Raw genomic sequence first — 14,854 nt, forward strand, 5'->3', positions numbered from 1 at the left:
CCGTTCCCGCAGCACAGAGCGACAGCGCGGTAACTCTATGCGTAGGACGTGGTTGGCCGGGAAGTCGCTGTCGGGTATGCGGCAAAGTGCCGACGCGGAAGCCGTCGAGGTGCTATGCGTCCCGCCATGGTGCCCGCTGACCGTGCAGCCACCAGTGCAACGCCCTGGTGATCCGGGGCAGCACCAGATAGGTCATCAGCGGGGTCAGGCAGAGCGTCATCAGCAGCACCCGGGCCGCCAGCGGCACCGCGTCGAGGAAGCGGCTCGTCAGCAGGGTGGCGGTCAGACTCAGGGGGAAGAACGCCAGCCAGATGGTCACCGCCTGCTTCCAGCGGGGCGGCGACGCGGGCGGGGCCGGCTCCACCAGGTCCACCGAGTGCTCCAGCGGCCTGTCGAACCAGCCCTCGATCCCGGTACGCCGCTCGACCCGGGTGTGCTCCACGATGCCCTGCGCCGAGCTGAGCCACCAGTGCCGCTGTGGCGACTCCTCCCACCGGCGCAGCGTCTCGGCGTCGGCGAAGCGGTAGAGCATGTGCCACTCCGACGAGCCGGGGCCGCTCTGCACCCAGCCGGCGCCGAGAAACCCGGGAAACGCCTCGGCCAGCGCGGTGCCGGCCCGCATCCAGGCCACCATCTCGCTGGCCCGGCCGGGATCGACGCGGCGGGCGATGGAGACGGTCACCGGCACGGCGAGGGTCATTGACATGCGCCCATCCTGCGGTCGACGAGGCCGCGGCGCGAACGGATGTGCCGGAGCACACCGACGGGTACGGGTGCGCAGGCGCTCGGCACCGGTTAATCCGGCCGATCGGGGGTAGGTCGGTGGGTATGACGAGATCGCAGCCCCGGCGTGCCCGTGGCACGGTCGGCCACGCGAACAGCGCGTTGAACCTTCGGCTCACCCTCGCCAGCTTCGGGCTGGTGATCATGGTGCTCTTCGCGGTGCTGGCGTTCTGGGCCGGCATCGCCTGGCTCGGCGTACTGTGCGCGATCTTCGCGGTGGTCGCCGTGGTCGACCTGGTCGTGATCCAGCGCCGCCGCGCCGCCCGCCGTCGCGAGGAGCCGGGCGTACGACACTCGTTGTTCGAGTGACAGGAGGACGGAATGCCCCACATCGCCACCACCAACCCCGCCACCGGACAGGTGCTCAAGACCTATGAGGCGATGTCCACCGAGCAACTCGACGACGCCATCGAACGCACCGACCTCGCGTTCCACCAGCTGCGGGCGACGACCGTCGACCAGCGCGCCCAGTGGATGAACGGCGCGGCCGACCTGCTGGATGCCGAGCGCGACGAGATCGCCCGGATCATGACCACGGAGATGGGCAAGACGTACGTCGCGGCACAGGCCGAGGTGACCAAGTGCGCCTCCGCCGCCCGCTTCTACGCCGACAAGGCCCCCGCGTTCCTCGCCGACGAGCCCGCCGACGCCGACGCCGTGAAGGCCATCCGGGCCTTCATCCGCTACCAGCCGATCGGCGTGGTGCTCGCGGTGATGCCGTGGAACTTCCCGCTCTGGCAGGTGATGCGCTTCGCCGCCCCGGCGCTGATGGCCGGCAACACCGGCCTGCTCAAGCACGCCTCGAACGTGCCGCAGACCGCGCTGCTGCTGGAGGACCTGTTCCGGCGAGCGGGCTTCCCCGAGGGGGCCTTCACCACAGTGCTGGTCGACTCGGAGGCCGTCGACCACATCCTCAGCGACCCCCGGGTACGCGCCGCGACGCTCACCGGCAGCGAGCCCGCCGGCCGGTCCATCGCGCAGATCGCCGGGCGGGAGCTGAAGAAGACCGTCCTCGAACTCGGCGGCAGCGACCCCTTCGTGGTGATGCCCTCGGCCGACGTGGACCGGGCCGCCGAGGTGGCCACCACCGCCCGCTGCCAGAACAACGGCCAGTCCTGCATCGCCGCGAAGCGGTTCATCGTGCACACCGACGTGTTCGACGCCTTCGCCGAGAAGTTCGCCGCCAACATGGCCGCGCTGCGCGTCGGCGACCCGATGGACCCGAACACCGACGTCGGGCCGCTGGCCAGCGAGCGTGGCCGCGACGAGGTGCACGCCCAGGTCCGCGACGCGGTCGACAACGGCGCGACAGTGCTCTGCGGCGGCGAGCCGCCGAGCGGCGACGGCTGGTTCTACCCGCCGACCGTGGTCACCGACCTCACCCCGCAGATGCGGATGTGGTCCGAGGAGGTCTTCGGCCCGGTCGCCGGCCTGTTCCGGGTCTCGTCGTACGAGGAGGCGATCGAGGTCGCCAACGGCACCAGCTTCGGGCTCGGCTCGAACGCCTGGACCCGGGACCCGGCCGAGCAGGAGCGCTTCGCCACCGACCTGGACGCCGGCAACGTCTTCATCAACGGGATGACCACCTCGTACCCGGAGTTGCCGTTCGGCGGTGTGAAGAACTCCGGGTACGGGCGGGAGCTGTCGGCGCTGGGCATGCGGGAGTTCTGCAACACCAAGACGGTCTGGGTGGGCGAGGGCGCCGCGTCGGCCGGCGCGGGCGCGCACGCCGAGTAGTTCGGGGCGCGGCACGCGTCAGCCGGTGCCGTCGTGGGTAGGAAGTGTGCCCATGACGTCGTTCGGGTTTCACGCCTCGCATGAGCAGATCGGTCCACGCGCCCTGTTGGAGGCGGTGATCCACGCCGAGCGGGCCGGCTTCGACGCCGCCATGTGCTCCGACCACTTCTCCCCGTGGAGCGCCCGGCAGGGCGAGTCCGGCTTCGCCTGGTCCTGGCTGGGCTCGGCGTTGCAGGCCACCGGCATGCCGTTCGGCGTGGTCAACGCGCCCGGCCAGCGGTACCACCCGGCGATCATCGCGCAAGCGATCGGCACCCTCGGCGCGATGTACCCGGGCCGGTTCTGGGCAGCCCTGGGCACCGGCGAGGCCAGCAACGAGCACATCACCGGCGACCCGTGGCCGCGCAAGGACGTGCGCACCGCCCGGCTGCGCGAGTGCGTGGACGTGATCCGGGCCCTGCTGGCCGGCGAGGAGGTCAGCCACGACGGCCTGGTCCGGGTGGATCGGGCCCGGCTGTGGACCCGCCCCGAGCAGCCGCCCGCGCTGGTCGGCGCCGCCGTCAGCGTGGCCACCGCCCGCTGGTGCGCCGAATGGGCGGACGGGCTGATCACCGTGAACGCCCCGGTGGCGCACCTGCGCGAGATGATCGACGCGTACCGGGACGCGGGCGGACGTGGACCACTGCACCTCCAGGTGCACGTCTCCTGGGCACCGGAGCAGGCCCAGGCCGAGGCGCTCGCGTACGACCAGTGGCGCAGCAACGTCTTCGCCCCGCCGGTCTGCTGGGACCTGGAGACCGTCGAACACTTCGACGTGGTCTCCGCCGACGTGCCGGCGCGGCGGATCGCCGAGGTGGTGAACGTGTCGGCGGACCTGGGTCGGCACGTCGGCTGGCTGGAGGAGTACGCGCAGCTCGGCTTCGACCAGATCGCCCTGCACCACGTCGGGAAGGAACAGCGCGGCTTCATCGACGCCTTCGGCGCGGAGGTGCTGCCGAAGCTGCGCCCGGGCGGCTGATCGAACAGGCGTACCCCTAGGCTCGTACCCCATGGAAAGCCTGTTTCCGGTCGTCGTCTTCCTGGCGATCGCCACCCTGGGCGCCGCGTTGGCCCGCCGGCTCGGCCTGCTCGCGCCGATCGTGCTGGTCGTCCTCGGCCTGGCGCTCTCGTTCGTGCCAGGCTTCCCGCAGGTGGAACTCGACCCGGAGTTGGTGCTGGTCGGCATCCTGCCGCCGCTGCTCTACGTGGCCGCGCTGGAGACCTCGGTGCCGGCGTTCAAGAACAACATCCGGCCGATCCTGCTGCTCGCGGTCGGCCTGGTGTTGTTCACCGCGTTCGTGGTCGGGTTGGTGCTGCACCTGCTGTTGCCGCAACTGCCGTTCGCGATCTGCCTTGCCCTCGGCGCGGTGGTCGCCCCACCGGACGCGGTGGCCGCCACGGCCGTCGCCCGCCGGGTCGGGCTGCCCCGCCGGGTCGTCACCATCCTGGAGGGCGAAAGCCTGGTCAACGACGCGACAGCGCTCGTGCTGCTGCGGGTCGCGACGATGGCCACCGTCGGCTCGGCCGTCGGCGCCGACAAGATCGCCATCGAGGTGCTGCGGTCCACCGGCGGCGGCATCCTGATCGGGGCGCTCGGGGCGCTGGTGTTCGGCTTCCTGCATCGGCGGATCACCGACCCGCTGCTGGACAACGCCCTGTCGCTGATCATCCCGTTCGCTGTGGTGTTCGCCGCCGAACACCTGCACGCCTCCGGAGTGGTCGCCGTGGTCGTCACCGGCCTGGTGCTCGGGCACAAGCTGCCCCAGTTGCTGTCGGCGGCGTCCCGGTTGCAGATCGGGGCGTTCTGGCGGCTGTTCCGTTTCCTGCTGGAGGGTCTGGTCTTCTTGCTGGTCGGGCTGCAACTGCGGGAGGTGCTGCGCGACCTCGACGAGCCGATCGGCTCGCTCATCCTGATCACCTTCGCGGTGCTCGCCACCGTCTTCCTGACCCGGTTCGTCTGGCTCTTCCCGGCCACCTACCTGGCCCGGTTGGTCCCCCGGGTCCGCCGCCGTGACGACCGGCCGTCGCCGAAGTTCCCGATCATCATCGGCTGGGCCGGCATGCGCGGCGTGGTGACCCTGGCCGCCGCGCTGGCCCTGCCGCTGACCCTGGCCGGCGACGAGCTGTACCCCAGGGCGTTGTTGATCTGGCTGGCCTTCGCCGTGATCGTTTTCACCCTGGTCGGTCAGGGCGCCACCCTGCCGCTGGTCGCCCGCCGGTTGAAGCTGCCGCAGGACGACCCGGTGCAGGACGCGCTCTCCGCGGCCGCGGTGCAGCAGCAGGCCGGCAAGGCCGCCCAGGACCGCCTCGACGAGTTGGCCGACAGCGCACCGGATGCGGTGGTGGACCGGCTGCGCCGAGCGGTGGAGGACCGCACCAACATGGCCTGGGAACGGCTCGGCGGCGACGAGCGGGAGACCCCGTCGCAGGCGTACGGTCGGCTGCGGCAGGAGATGATCGACGCCGAGCGGGATGTGTTCCGGGCGGCCCGGGACTCCGGTCGGATTCCTGAGGAAGTGTTGGTGCGGGCCTACCGTGACCTGGACCTGGAAGAGTCGTTGCTGCGAGAGGTTGAGAAGTGAGCTGTCAGCACCTGACCGAGGCCGGTGCCGCCGAGCCGCGTACCCCCGACGAGTGCGCGGACTGCGTCGCCATCGGCGACACCTACTGGGTGCACCTGCGCACCTGTCTGAGCTGCGGGCAGGTCGGCTGCTGTGACTCGTCGCCGAACCAGCACGCGAGCAAGCACTTCGCGTCCACCGGGCACCCGGTGATCCGTTCGGCGCAGCCGGGCGAGGCATGGCGCTGGTGCTTCGTCGACGAGGAGATCGGCTGATCGTCGGCCGAAGTCGAGTCGGCGTGGCTCGGTTGGCGAGCCGAGTTCAGTTGCTTGCGGCGGCGACGAGTGGGCACTCGGACGGTGCGCAGGACGGTCGTCGCCGGGCCCGGTTCAGCGGCTGAGGCCGTCGACGAGACGTTCGGTGGCGAGGCAGGAGACGAGGCATCGTTCCTTTGCGTCGCCGCTCAGCCGGGCGGTCCAGTCGGTGAGGCCGCCGTCGCCGATCTCCAGGCCGCCGCCCAGGGCGGTGATCCGCAGGGCGCACCCCGTGTAGTAGCCGCGACCGCGAGACCGCTCCGGTTCGTCCACCAGCGGCACCACATCGCCGGCGAGCGCCGGTCGGACGGTGTCGGCCAGCCGCTCCCGGATGACCCTGTTGTCGAAGGTGGTGACGTGCAGCTGTGGCGCGGCGGCCGGTGCCAGTTCGGCCAGAACGGTCCGCCAGTAGGTGAGGTGTCGGACCAGCAGTCGGGCCTGCGTGCCGCCCGAGCCGGTGTCCCGGGCGCTGGACACCAGGGCGAAGAGCCGGAAGTGCGCCGACGCGCCGCTGCCGAAGTCCTGCGCCCGCAGCACCCGGTGGGCGGCGGCCAGGTGCACCTCGCTCTGTCGGCGCCGACGTACGGCCGCCTCGATGGCGAGGGCGTTGGTGGGGTCGCTCAGCACCTCGCTGGCGCGCATCGTGGTGACGGTCCTGTTCTGGCTGACCGGTGCGACCGCCGAGCAGGTGCCGACCGGTACGACCGGCGACAGTTCCACTCCGGCGACGTCGGCGGGCAACAGTTGCCACATCCGGGCCTCCACCCGCGCGAGCACGCGCGGGTCGGCACGGGCCGGGCGGACGAAGCGGTCCTGGCCCCAGCGGCGTACCACCTCGGGTGGGCGTACGATCGCCGCCCGGTCGCGGGCCACGCCCAACAGCAGAGTACGTAGGTCCGCGCCGGAGAGGCCGGCCAACGCGCTCCGCGTCCCGGCCGGCATCGCCGCCCACACCCGACGCTCCGCGCCCGGCAGTTCGTCGCCATCCATGGCGTCACCATGGCTCACTCGGCGCGACCGATCCATCGGTTTTGCGGCATGCCCGGTGATTCGTTCACGTCATCAGCTCGACAGCGTTAGCCGGAGGCACCCGCCCGCCCCGGGCGGTCGGCGCACCGCCGCCTGCCCTCGATCACTTGATGGTCAGTAGCGGAAATCTCGGCGATCCAGCTACCCAACATCAAGTGATCATGGAGGTCCGGTGGTCAGTTGAACCCCGTCTATGCTTCACCGACGGTGCGAGCGTCAAACGGGGGACGGACATGATTGACACTGTCATCTTCGATGTTGGTGGGACCATTCTCGACGAGTCCCACGAGTTCGCTGCCTGGGCCGACTGGCTCGGCGTGCCCCGGCACACCTTCTCGGCGGTCTTCGGTGCGGTGATCGCCCGGGGTCTGGACTATCAGGAGACGTTCCGGGTCTTCCGGCCCGACTTCGATCTCACCATCGAGCTGGAGCGTCGGGAGGCTGCCGGCCAGCCGGAGTCGTTCGCCGAGGAGGATCTCTACCCGGACGCGCGGGGGTGCCTGGAGTCCTTGAAGGACCAGGGCCTGTTCGTCGGCCTGGCCGGTAACCAGCCAGCTCATGCGGAGGCCACCCTGCGCGCTCTCGACCTTCCGGTGGACGTGATCGGCACGTCGCACGGGTGGGGTGTGGCGAAGCCGTCACCGATGTTCTTCGAGCGGGTCGTCGCCGCCGGTGGTGGTGTCGCGTCGTCGATCCTGTACGTCGGCGACCGGCCCGACAACGACGTGCGCCCGGCCCTGGAGGCGGGCATGAAGACGTGCCTGATCCGACGCGGTCCGTGGGGGCACATCCTCGACCCCTCCACAGTGGCCGAGCGGTGCCTGTTCCGGATCGACTCGCTGGGCGAACTCCCGAGCCTGGTGGCGAAGCACAACGCGGCCGGCGGTTGACCCGCCGGCCGCGCCATCGTGCCGTCCTGGTGACCGCCCCTCCCCGGGCGGGCACCAGGACGTCGGTCAGGTCAGCGAGCAGGCCGCTCCGTTGACAGTGACCAGGCCGGGGCTCGGGTTGGCGCCGCCGCCCGTCGTCGCGTTGAAGCCGAACGTCACAGTGCCGCCGGGTGCGATCTTGGCGTTGTACGACTCGTTGCGCGCGGTCACCGTCGCGCCGGACTGGGCGACCTTCGCCAGCCACGCCTCGCGTACCCGCTGGTCACCGGTGAACGCGAAGCGCACGCTCCAGCCGTTGATGGCCGCGGTGCCCGTGTTCTGGATGGTCAGCTGCCCGGTGAACCCGGTGCCGCCCTGCCAGGCGCCGTAGTTGGTGTAGCGCGCCGTGCAGGTGGTGGCCGGCACCGCGCCGGCGTCACCCTGGTCGGCCAGGAACGAGGAGATCCAGGTCAGCGCCGAGTTCCAGTTGATCGCCACCTCGTTCGTCGAGTACGAGTTGATGTCGTCGACGTAGCAGAACATCGGCTCGCAGCCGGCGAGGAGTTGTGCCACGAACGGGTCCTGGAGGGCCGCGTTCGGGCCACCGGCGAGGGAGCCGGCAGGCGGTCGGGGCAGGTTCGGGTCGAGCTGGTGGCCGAAGATCCGGCTGTGCTGGTTCTGCGCCGCGTGCTCTCCCCAGCCGGTGACGTAGGAGATGTTCAGGGCGTTGCGACCGAGGATGTAGTCCATGGCCTGTACGGCGCCGTCGCGGTAGACGGGGTTGCGGGTCAGGTCGAACGCGGTGGCCAGCACCACGGCGTTGTTGATGACGTTGCTGTTGCCGCCCCAGAAGTAGCTGTTGGCGTCACCGGGCATCGGCAGCCCGTACGCCTGCCGACGCAGCTCGGCGAGGTACGTGTCGGCGGCGGCGGTGACCGAGGCGCGGACCCGGGCCAGGTCGGCGGCGGGTAGCCCGTTCGGCACGGTGGCCAGGTCGAGGCGGCCCAGCGCGGCCACGCTCTGCCAGCCGAAGCCACGTGCGTCGAAGACGTTTCCGGTGTGGTGCGGTGAGGCGGTCAGGTCGGCCAGGTAGTTCTGCGCCCCGGTGGTCAGGTACAGCTCGGCCGCCGCCCAGTAGAACTCGTCGGTGACGTTGCTGTCGTCGTACGCGCCGCCGCCGGTGCCGTCGGTCGGGCTGGCGTACACCGCCGGGTGGGCCTTGGCCGCGGCGTAGGCGGTCTTCGCGGCAGTGCCGCAGCGGGTCGCGAACGCCGCGTCGTACGGGGCGAAGAGCCGGGCGCACTGGGCGGCGGTCGCGGCCAGGTTGAGGGTGGCAGCGGTCGACGGCGGGTGCAGCTCGCGCGGCTGCGGGTCGTCCTGCGGCGAGAGGGGCAGCCCGGTCCAGTTCTGATCGTGGATCTTGTGGTGGACCATGCCGGCGAGCGGCTTGCCGGCGGGCACCTGCATGCGCAGCAGGAACTCCAGCTCCCAGCGCGCCTCGTCGAGGATGTCCGGCACCCCGTTGTCACGCTCGGGCACCCGCAGCGTGCCGTCGGCGAGTTCCGCGCCGCCGTTGGCGGTGGCCGCCGTCTTGGTCCGCTCGAAGGTGCTCAGCAGCTGGTAGGTGGCGATGCCGCCGTTGACCACGTACTTGCCGTGGTCGCCGGCGTCGTACCAACCGCCGCGCACGTCCAGCGAGTAGTCGCAGACACCCGGCTGGCAGGGCACGTTGGTGTCGCCCTGGTTGGGTGCGACGCCGAGGTGGCCGGCGGGTCGGGCGTACTCGTCGCCGATCAGGTCACCGTCGATGGCGATGCCGCTGCGCTGGGCGTAGAAGAACTGCAGCGAGTCGGAGCGTAGCTGGTCGTAGAGGGCGCCGGAGATGTCGAACGGGTGGCTGGTCTCGCCGTCCACGGTGAGCGTGAGCCCGGTGCCGGGGGTGCGGTAGCTGGAGAAGTCGACAGTCTGCACGTTCTGCCCGGAGGCGGCGTCGACACCGCGAGCGGTGGTGGTGCCACTGGCCACGACGGCGCCGGCGGCGCTGCGCAGCTGCCAGGGCAGCGCTTCGGTGGCCTCGGTGACGACAGTGGCGTTCTTCGGGCCGCCGGGAAGGTAGCCGACCTGGTTGACGCGCACCCGTGGCCCGGTGTCCGGCTCGTACGGCTCGGGCGGCTCGCCGCCGCGCAGCGAGACGTCGTCCAGGCAGATGGTCTGTGCCTGGGCGGAACCGCCGACCTGGAAGATCAGCTGGGCGCTGGGGTTGTCGTCCGGGACGGTGAAGGTCTGCTCGACCCGCTGGAGGGTGCCGGTCGCGGTGGCGTCCACTGCCGCGTACGTGGTGTACGGGGCGCTGCCGAGCTGCAACACGGCCTTCACCGCGGCGCCGGGGGTGGCGGAGACCGCGAAGCCGAGGGTGTATTCGGCGCCGGCGATCAGCGGCACGCCGTCCTGGCCGATGCCGGCGTCCCACGGATTGGCCAGCCCGCCCGCGACTGTGGTGCAGAGCTGGCCGTCGGTGACCGCCAGCGCGCCTGTGCCGAAGGAGAACCAGGGGCTCACCCCCGCGCTGAAGTCGCCGTTGTCGATCTGCTCGGGGGCGTCCGGTGGTGGGTCGGCGTGGGCCGCGCCGGCGCCCGCGCCGGTGAGGGCCAGAGTGGTCGCCGCAGCCAACAGGAGGCGGCGTCGGGATGGCGTCACGGGGAGTCCTTCCGGGACGGAAAGTGGGACGGTGGTGGTGGCACTGTGATGCGAAGGGAAGCTGGGAGCGCTCCCAGGTATCGGCTCGATGTTTCCAGTGCCGGTACGCCATGTCAATTGATCTGGTTGGATGGGTTTCAGCATCCGACGAGGGCGGTCAGCCTGAGCGGCGCTCTCCGACGCGCCGCCACCCGGACGTGAGATTGGCCGCGCCACGCGCCGTCGTCCTGATCTCCTAGAGACAACTGCGCCCTTCGCCTGGCAGGCTGCCTCCCATGACCCTGAAGCTGCGTTCCGTGGGAACGAGCGACCGTGGGCTGATCCGCAGCGGAAACCAGGACGCCCTGCACGCCGGCACCTGGCTCGTCGCCGTCGCCGACGGCATGGGCGGAATGGCCGCCGGCGACCTGGCCAGTGCCCTCACCATCGACGCGGTCGTCCCGCTGGACGTGGAGACACCCGAGGACGCCCTGGTGGCCGCGCTCGAGGGCGGCATCGCGCTGGCCACCTCCCGGATCCGGCAGGCGGTCGCCGAGGATCCCGAGCGCCAGGGCATGGGCACCACGCTGACCGCCCTGCTCTTCGCCCGTACCGGCAGCTGCCTGGCGCTCGCGCACGTCGGCGACTCCCGGGCCTACCTGTACCGCGAGGGCGTGCTCAAGCAGGTCACCAGGGACGACACGTTCGTCCAGATGCTGGTGGATCAGGGCGTGATCACCGCCGACCAGGCCAGCAGCCACCCGCGCCGGGCCGTGGTCACCCAGGCGTTGCAGGGTGACGAGGTCTCCCCGTCGTACGCGACGATGGTGCCCCGGGCCGGCGACCGGTGGCTGCTGTGCAGCGACGGCCTCTCCAACGTGGTCCGCCCGGACACCCTCACCGAGGTGCTCAGCGGCTATCCGGACCGGGACGCCTGCGCCGCCAAGCTGATCGACCTGGCCCTGCACGCCGGCGCGCCGGACAACGTCACAGTCGTGGTGGCCGACGTCGTCGAGGAGTAGGCCGGCGCTCAGCGCCGACGTGGCGTGGCGTGCCGGGTGGGTTTCGCCGTTCCCGGATCCTCCGGCCACGGGTGCCGCGGATAGCGCCCGCGCAGCTCGGAGCGGACCTGCGGATAGCCGGTACGCCAGAACGACGCCAGGTCGGCGGTGACCGCCACCGGCCGGCCGGCGGGGGAGAGCAGGTGCAGCAGCACCGGCACCCGACCGTCGGCGATGCGGGGGGCCGCCGGCCAGCCGAACGTCTCCTGGAGCTTCACGGCGAGCACCGGCGCGGCCGGGTCGCCGTAGTCCAGCCGGATCCGAGAACCACTCGGCACCTCGATCCGCTCCGGGGCCAGCTCGTCGAGGCGGGCGGCCTGCGCCCAGGGCAGCAGCCGACGCAGCGCCGACGACACGTCGACCCGCGCCAGGTCGGCGCGGCGTCGCGCGGCGGCCAGCTCCGGGCCCAACCACGTCGGCGCGGTGTCGAGCAACGAGTCGTCGCCGACCTCCGGCCACGGCTCGCCCAGGTGGTGCCGGAGGAACGCGAGCCGCTCGCGCAGCGCCCGAGCCGCCGGCGTCCAGGGCAACAGGCCCAGCCCGTCCTGGCGCAGGCCGCTCAGCAACGCGGCGGCCACCTCCGCCCGGTCCGGCCGGTCCAGCCGCCGCTGGACCAACTCGATCGCGCCCAGCCGGGTCACCTCCCGGGCCACCACGTCCCCGTCGGACCAGCCGACCTCGCGGCCGGTGCGCAGTAACGGACCGGCCGCCTCCCGGGCCGTCGCCTCGTCCACCGGGGAGGCCCGGCGGATGCGGGCCGACGGCGCGCCGGGGGTGCGGTCCGCGACCGCCACCGCCAGCCAGTCGGACCCGGTCAGCCCCGAGCCGGCCGCCAGCTCCGCGGCGGTGCCGCCGGTCATCAGGTACGCCGAACCGCCCGGCCGCCGCACCCGGGCCAGCCGTTCCGGGTACGCCAGACCGACGAGCAGCCCGGCGGCGAGATCGTCGCTCAGTCCACCCGAGCCGGTGCGGCCGGTGGCGTCGGCGTGGCCCTTCGGCGGGGCGCCGGCGGGCAGCGCGGCCCGCAGCCGGCGTACCTCGGTGCGCCAGCGGGCTGTCGCGCCCGCGTCCACGCCGGTGCGCAGCCGACGCCAACCGGCGACCAGATCGTCACCGGGGCCGGCCGCGCTCTCCTCGGCGAGCAGGGCGACCACCTCGGCGGCCCGGTCGGCGCCGACCCGGCCGGCGCCGTCGAGCAGCGCACGGGCCAGCCGTGGGTGCGCCCCGGCGGCGGCGATCGACCGCCCCCGCGCCGTGATCCGACCGTCGGCGTCGACAGCGCCCAGGGTCTCCAGGGTGTCCCGGGCCACCGTCATCGCGGCGGCCGGCGGCGCGTCGGGCAACGCGAGCCCGACGCCGTCCGGTCGGCCCCAGGCGGCCAGCTCCAACGCGAAGCCGGTCAGGTCGGCGGTGGCGATCTCCGGCTCGGCACGGGCGGGAAGCCGCTCGTGGGTCGCCGCCGACCAGCAGCGGTAGACGTACCCGGGGGCCTCCCGGCCGGCCCGGCCGGCCCGTTGGGTGGCGGCGGCGCGGGAGACCGGCACGGTGACCAGCGCGCCCAGCCCGCGGGCCAGGTCGATCCGGGGCACCCGGGACAGCCCGGCGTCCACCACGATCCGCACACCCGGGACGGTCAGACTGGTCTCGGCCAGCGCGGTCGCCAGCACCACCCGCCGTCGGTCCGCGCGACGCAGCGCGGCGTCCTGCTCGGCGCCGCGTTGACGGCCGTGCAGCGGCAGCAGCGCGACCGCGTCCCGCAGGTCGGCCAGCCGGCCGGTGACCGCCGCGATCTCGCCGGCCCCGGGCAGGAAGACGAGCACGTCGCCGTCGTGCTCGCGCAGCGCCCGGCGGACGGTGGCGGCCACGTGGTCGAGCAGGGCCCGGTCCACCGGCCCGGCCCCGGGCGGGGCGATCCGGCGCGCCGGTGGCGCCCAGATCCGCTCCACCGGGTGCAACGCCGAGTCGGCCCGTACCACAGGCGCTGGGGTGGGCCCGCCCAGCAGCGCGGCGAACCGGTCGGTGTCCGGGGTCGCCGACATCGCCAGTAGCCACAGGTCCGGCCGGAGGGTGGCGCGCGCCTCCACTGTGAAGGCGAGCGCGAGGTCGGCGTCGAGTTGGCGTTCGTGGCACTCGTCGAGCAGCACGGCACCCGTGCCGGGCAGCTCCGGGTCGTGGTGCAGCCGGCGGACCAGCAGACCGGTGGTGACCACCTCGATCCGGGTGGCCGGGCCGACCCGGCGCTCGCCGCGTACCGCGTAGCCGACCCGCTCACCGACCCGCTCGCCGAGCAGCTCGGCCATGCGCCGGGCGGCGGCACGGGCCGCCACCCGGCGGGGTTGGGCGATCACCACCCGACCGGACACCCGGTCGGCCACGGCCAGCGGCGCGAGGGTGGTCTTGCCGGTGCCCGGCGGGGCCACCAGCACACCGGCGCCGGCCGCGTCGAGTGCCGCGACCAGCGCCGGCAGCACCGGACGGACCGGCAGGTCAAGTGTTACGTCGGAGAGCACGGCCCAGTCTCGCACCGGGACGGGTGCGTCAGGAGCGACGGACCTCGGCGACGCCGAGCACGAAGGCCCGCCAGGCCGTCGCACCGAAGGCGAGCACCGGGCCGGAGCGGTCCTTGCTGTCCCGGACGGCGACCTGACCGTCGACTGTCGCGACCTCCACGCAGTTGCCGTTGCCGCTGCTGCGCGTGCTGGTGCGCCAGTCCGCTCGGGTCAGGTCGTACGCCGTCATCCGCGGTACCTCTCGTCTGCGTCGGCGTGCCGCAGAAGCGGTCACGCAAAGTTACGAGAAGCATGCTCAAGACGGGTCAACGACGCCGTCGGATCGAGCGCCATCCGGCACAGCTCCTCGTGCAGAAGGCTATACCCGAGCACATGATCGGCTCCCTCCAGAGCCAGCCCCATCGTGAGGTTATCCAGGTAAACCACTGACGCGTCGGCGGCATCGGCGAAGTTGAGGATCACGTACGGGGTGCTCATCGCGGGATGCCCGCCAGCGGTGAAGGGCAGTACCTGGATTGTCACGTTGGGTAGCTGCGCGATCCGGCTCATGTGGACCAGTTGTTCGGCCATCACCGCGGCGCCGCCGACCGGGCGCAGGAGCACCGCCTCGTTGAGGATCACCGACAGATCGACCGGGTCCTCGCGGCGCAGCACCTCCTGCCGGCGCAGTCGGGCGGCGATCTTTCGCTCCAGACCGTCCTCGCCGGCGGTGCGCCGGAATATCTCCCGGGCGTACGCCTCGGTCTGCAGCAGTCCGGGCACCGACTCGGCCTCGTACGTGCGCAGCGCCGCGGCCTCGGCCTCCAGCCCGACGTAGAACTCGAACCACTCGGGGAGCACGTCGCTGTAGTTCTGCCACCAGCCGCGCTGCTGTGCCCCCCGGGCGATCTCGATCAGCGCCTCGGCGTCCGAACCGGTCACCTGGTACAGCGCGAGAGCGGCCCGGACGTCGCGCGGTTTGATGCCGATCTGCGCGGTCTCGATCCGGGAGAGGTTGCTCTTCGACATGTCGAGCTGACGGGCGGCCACATCGAGGGTCATGCCCGCGCGTTCCCGAAGCTGGCGGAGTTCCCGGGCGATGCGGCGTCGCCGCACGGTCGGGCTGGGGGCGGGTCGGATGGTGGGAGTGGCGGTCACCGTCCGAGTCTGCCACGACAAGATCCGCAGGTCGCAGATGTACGGAGTGCAACTTTCAAATCTGGGAGTTGCGTTGCAGTAGCTGTCGGTGCATCCTTTCCCGGTCGCGATCACTGTGGACACACCTGTGCGGGAGGA

At 72.1% G+C, this 14,854-nt stretch carries 13 protein-coding genes; 7 read left to right on the plus strand and 6 right to left on the minus strand.

The genetic code is table 11. The features are described from left to right. Nucleotides 1-112: 112 nt before the first annotated feature. Complete coding sequence (locus tag ABZ794_RS11810; RefSeq protein ID WP_210781373.1) at nucleotides 113-706, minus strand: antibiotic biosynthesis monooxygenase; 594 nt, start codon at nucleotides 704-706, stop codon at nucleotides 113-115. A 122-nt stretch (nucleotides 707-828) separates the two neighbouring features. Here ABZ794_RS11810 and ABZ794_RS11815 point away from each other — a divergent pair, with 122 nt between their 5' ends. Genes ABZ794_RS11815 through ABZ794_RS11835 form a run of 5 tightly spaced genes read left to right on the plus strand, consistent with a single transcriptional unit; the run spans nucleotide 829 to nucleotide 5,395 of the window. Then, complete coding sequence (locus ABZ794_RS11815; protein ID WP_091401582.1) at nucleotides 829-1,092, plus strand: DUF6343 family protein; 264 nt, start codon at nucleotides 829-831, stop codon at nucleotides 1,090-1,092. Between the two features lie 12 nt (nucleotides 1,093-1,104). Beyond that, nucleotides 1,105-2,520 carry an NADP-dependent succinic semialdehyde dehydrogenase gene (locus ABZ794_RS11820; RefSeq protein WP_357515455.1) on the plus strand — a complete coding sequence of 472 codons (1,416 nt, stop codon included), beginning with the start codon at nucleotides 1,105-1,107 and terminating at the stop codon, nucleotides 2,518-2,520. Between the two features lie 52 nt (nucleotides 2,521-2,572). After that, a complete protein-coding gene (locus tag ABZ794_RS11825; RefSeq protein WP_210781375.1) occupies nucleotides 2,573-3,538 on the plus strand; it encodes a TIGR03885 family FMN-dependent LLM class oxidoreductase in 966 nt (321 codons plus the stop codon). 31 nt (nucleotides 3,539-3,569) lie between these two features. Further along, nucleotides 3,570-5,141 carry a Na+/H+ antiporter gene (locus tag ABZ794_RS11830; RefSeq protein WP_357515457.1) on the plus strand — a complete coding sequence of 524 codons (1,572 nt, stop codon included), beginning with the start codon at nucleotides 3,570-3,572 and terminating at the stop codon, nucleotides 5,139-5,141. Next, nucleotides 5,138-5,395 carry a UBP-type zinc finger domain-containing protein gene (locus ABZ794_RS11835; protein WP_091401591.1) on the plus strand — a complete coding sequence of 86 codons (258 nt, stop codon included), beginning with the start codon at nucleotides 5,138-5,140 and terminating at the stop codon, nucleotides 5,393-5,395. Before ABZ794_RS11830 ends, ABZ794_RS11835 begins: the two co-directional genes overlap by 4 nt. Before the next feature lie 114 nt (nucleotides 5,396-5,509). Here the strand turns inward: ABZ794_RS11835 and ABZ794_RS11840 are convergent, their stop codons facing one another. Beyond that, on the minus strand, nucleotides 5,510-6,424 hold the full coding sequence (locus tag ABZ794_RS11840; protein WP_357515459.1) for a hypothetical protein: 915 nt from the start codon (nucleotides 6,422-6,424) through the stop codon (nucleotides 5,510-5,512). A 272-nt stretch (nucleotides 6,425-6,696) separates the two neighbouring features. Between ABZ794_RS11840 and ABZ794_RS11845 the strand changes: the two genes are divergently transcribed. Further along, complete coding sequence (locus tag ABZ794_RS11845; RefSeq protein WP_357515460.1) at nucleotides 6,697-7,353, plus strand: HAD family hydrolase; 657 nt, start codon at nucleotides 6,697-6,699, stop codon at nucleotides 7,351-7,353. A gap of 66 nt (nucleotides 7,354-7,419) precedes the next feature. Here ABZ794_RS11845 and ABZ794_RS11850 read toward each other — a convergent pair whose 3' ends face one another. Further along, complete coding sequence (locus ABZ794_RS11850) at nucleotides 7,420-10,029, minus strand: glycoside hydrolase family 9 protein (RefSeq protein WP_357515462.1); 2,610 nt, start codon at nucleotides 10,027-10,029, stop codon at nucleotides 7,420-7,422. A 275-nt stretch (nucleotides 10,030-10,304) separates the two neighbouring features. On the opposite strand from ABZ794_RS11850, the gene ABZ794_RS11855 reads away from it, so the two are divergent. After that, a complete protein-coding gene (locus tag ABZ794_RS11855; protein WP_210781380.1) occupies nucleotides 10,305-11,030 on the plus strand; it encodes a protein phosphatase 2C domain-containing protein in 726 nt (241 codons plus the stop codon). 8 nt (nucleotides 11,031-11,038) lie between these two features. Here the strand turns inward: ABZ794_RS11855 and hrpB are convergent, their stop codons facing one another. From hrpB to ABZ794_RS11870, 3 genes are read right to left on the minus strand one after another with little or no spacing between them, the layout of a single operon-like run. Continuing rightward, nucleotides 11,039-13,579, minus strand: a complete 2,541-nt coding sequence (gene hrpB, locus ABZ794_RS11860) for an ATP-dependent helicase HrpB (RefSeq protein WP_238688092.1) — start codon at nucleotides 13,577-13,579, stop codon at nucleotides 11,039-11,041. 28 nt (nucleotides 13,580-13,607) lie between these two features. Next, a complete protein-coding gene (locus tag ABZ794_RS11865) occupies nucleotides 13,608-13,808 on the minus strand; it encodes a DUF397 domain-containing protein (protein WP_210781382.1) in 201 nt (66 codons plus the stop codon). A 41-nt stretch (nucleotides 13,809-13,849) separates the two neighbouring features. Then, the gene (locus ABZ794_RS11870; RefSeq protein ID WP_307850448.1) at nucleotides 13,850-14,674 is read right to left on the minus strand and encodes a helix-turn-helix transcriptional regulator; all 825 of its coding nucleotides are present in this window, start codon (nucleotides 14,672-14,674) and stop codon (nucleotides 13,850-13,852) included. Nucleotides 14,675-14,854 lie beyond the last annotated feature (180 nt).

The sequence above is a fragment of the Micromonospora sp. NPDC047187 genome, from assembly GCF_040643355.1.
In the GTDB taxonomy this organism is placed as follows: domain Bacteria; phylum Actinomycetota; class Actinomycetes; order Mycobacteriales; family Micromonosporaceae; genus Micromonospora; species Micromonospora salmantinae.

Coding starts and splice junctions, on each gene's coding strand:
- ABZ794_RS11810 (WP_210781373.1), bottom strand. CDS start 706: ATGTCAATGACCCTCGCCGTGCCGGTGACCGTCTCCATCGCCCGCCGC.
- ABZ794_RS11815 (WP_091401582.1), top strand. CDS start 829: ATGACGAGATCGCAGCCCCGGCGTGCCCGTGGCACGGTCGGCCACGCG.
- ABZ794_RS11820 (WP_357515455.1), top strand. CDS start 1,105: ATGCCCCACATCGCCACCACCAACCCCGCCACCGGACAGGTGCTCAAG.
- ABZ794_RS11825 (WP_210781375.1), top strand. CDS start 2,573: ATGACGTCGTTCGGGTTTCACGCCTCGCATGAGCAGATCGGTCCACGC.
- ABZ794_RS11830 (WP_357515457.1), top strand. CDS start 3,570: ATGGAAAGCCTGTTTCCGGTCGTCGTCTTCCTGGCGATCGCCACCCTG.
- ABZ794_RS11840 (WP_357515459.1), bottom strand. CDS start 6,424: ATGGATGGCGACGAACTGCCGGGCGCGGAGCGTCGGGTGTGGGCGGCG.
- ABZ794_RS11845 (WP_357515460.1), top strand. CDS start 6,697: ATGATTGACACTGTCATCTTCGATGTTGGTGGGACCATTCTCGACGAG.
- ABZ794_RS11855 (WP_210781380.1), top strand. CDS start 10,305: ATGACCCTGAAGCTGCGTTCCGTGGGAACGAGCGACCGTGGGCTGATC.
- ABZ794_RS11865 (WP_210781382.1), bottom strand. CDS start 13,808: ATGACGGCGTACGACCTGACCCGAGCGGACTGGCGCACCAGCACGCGC.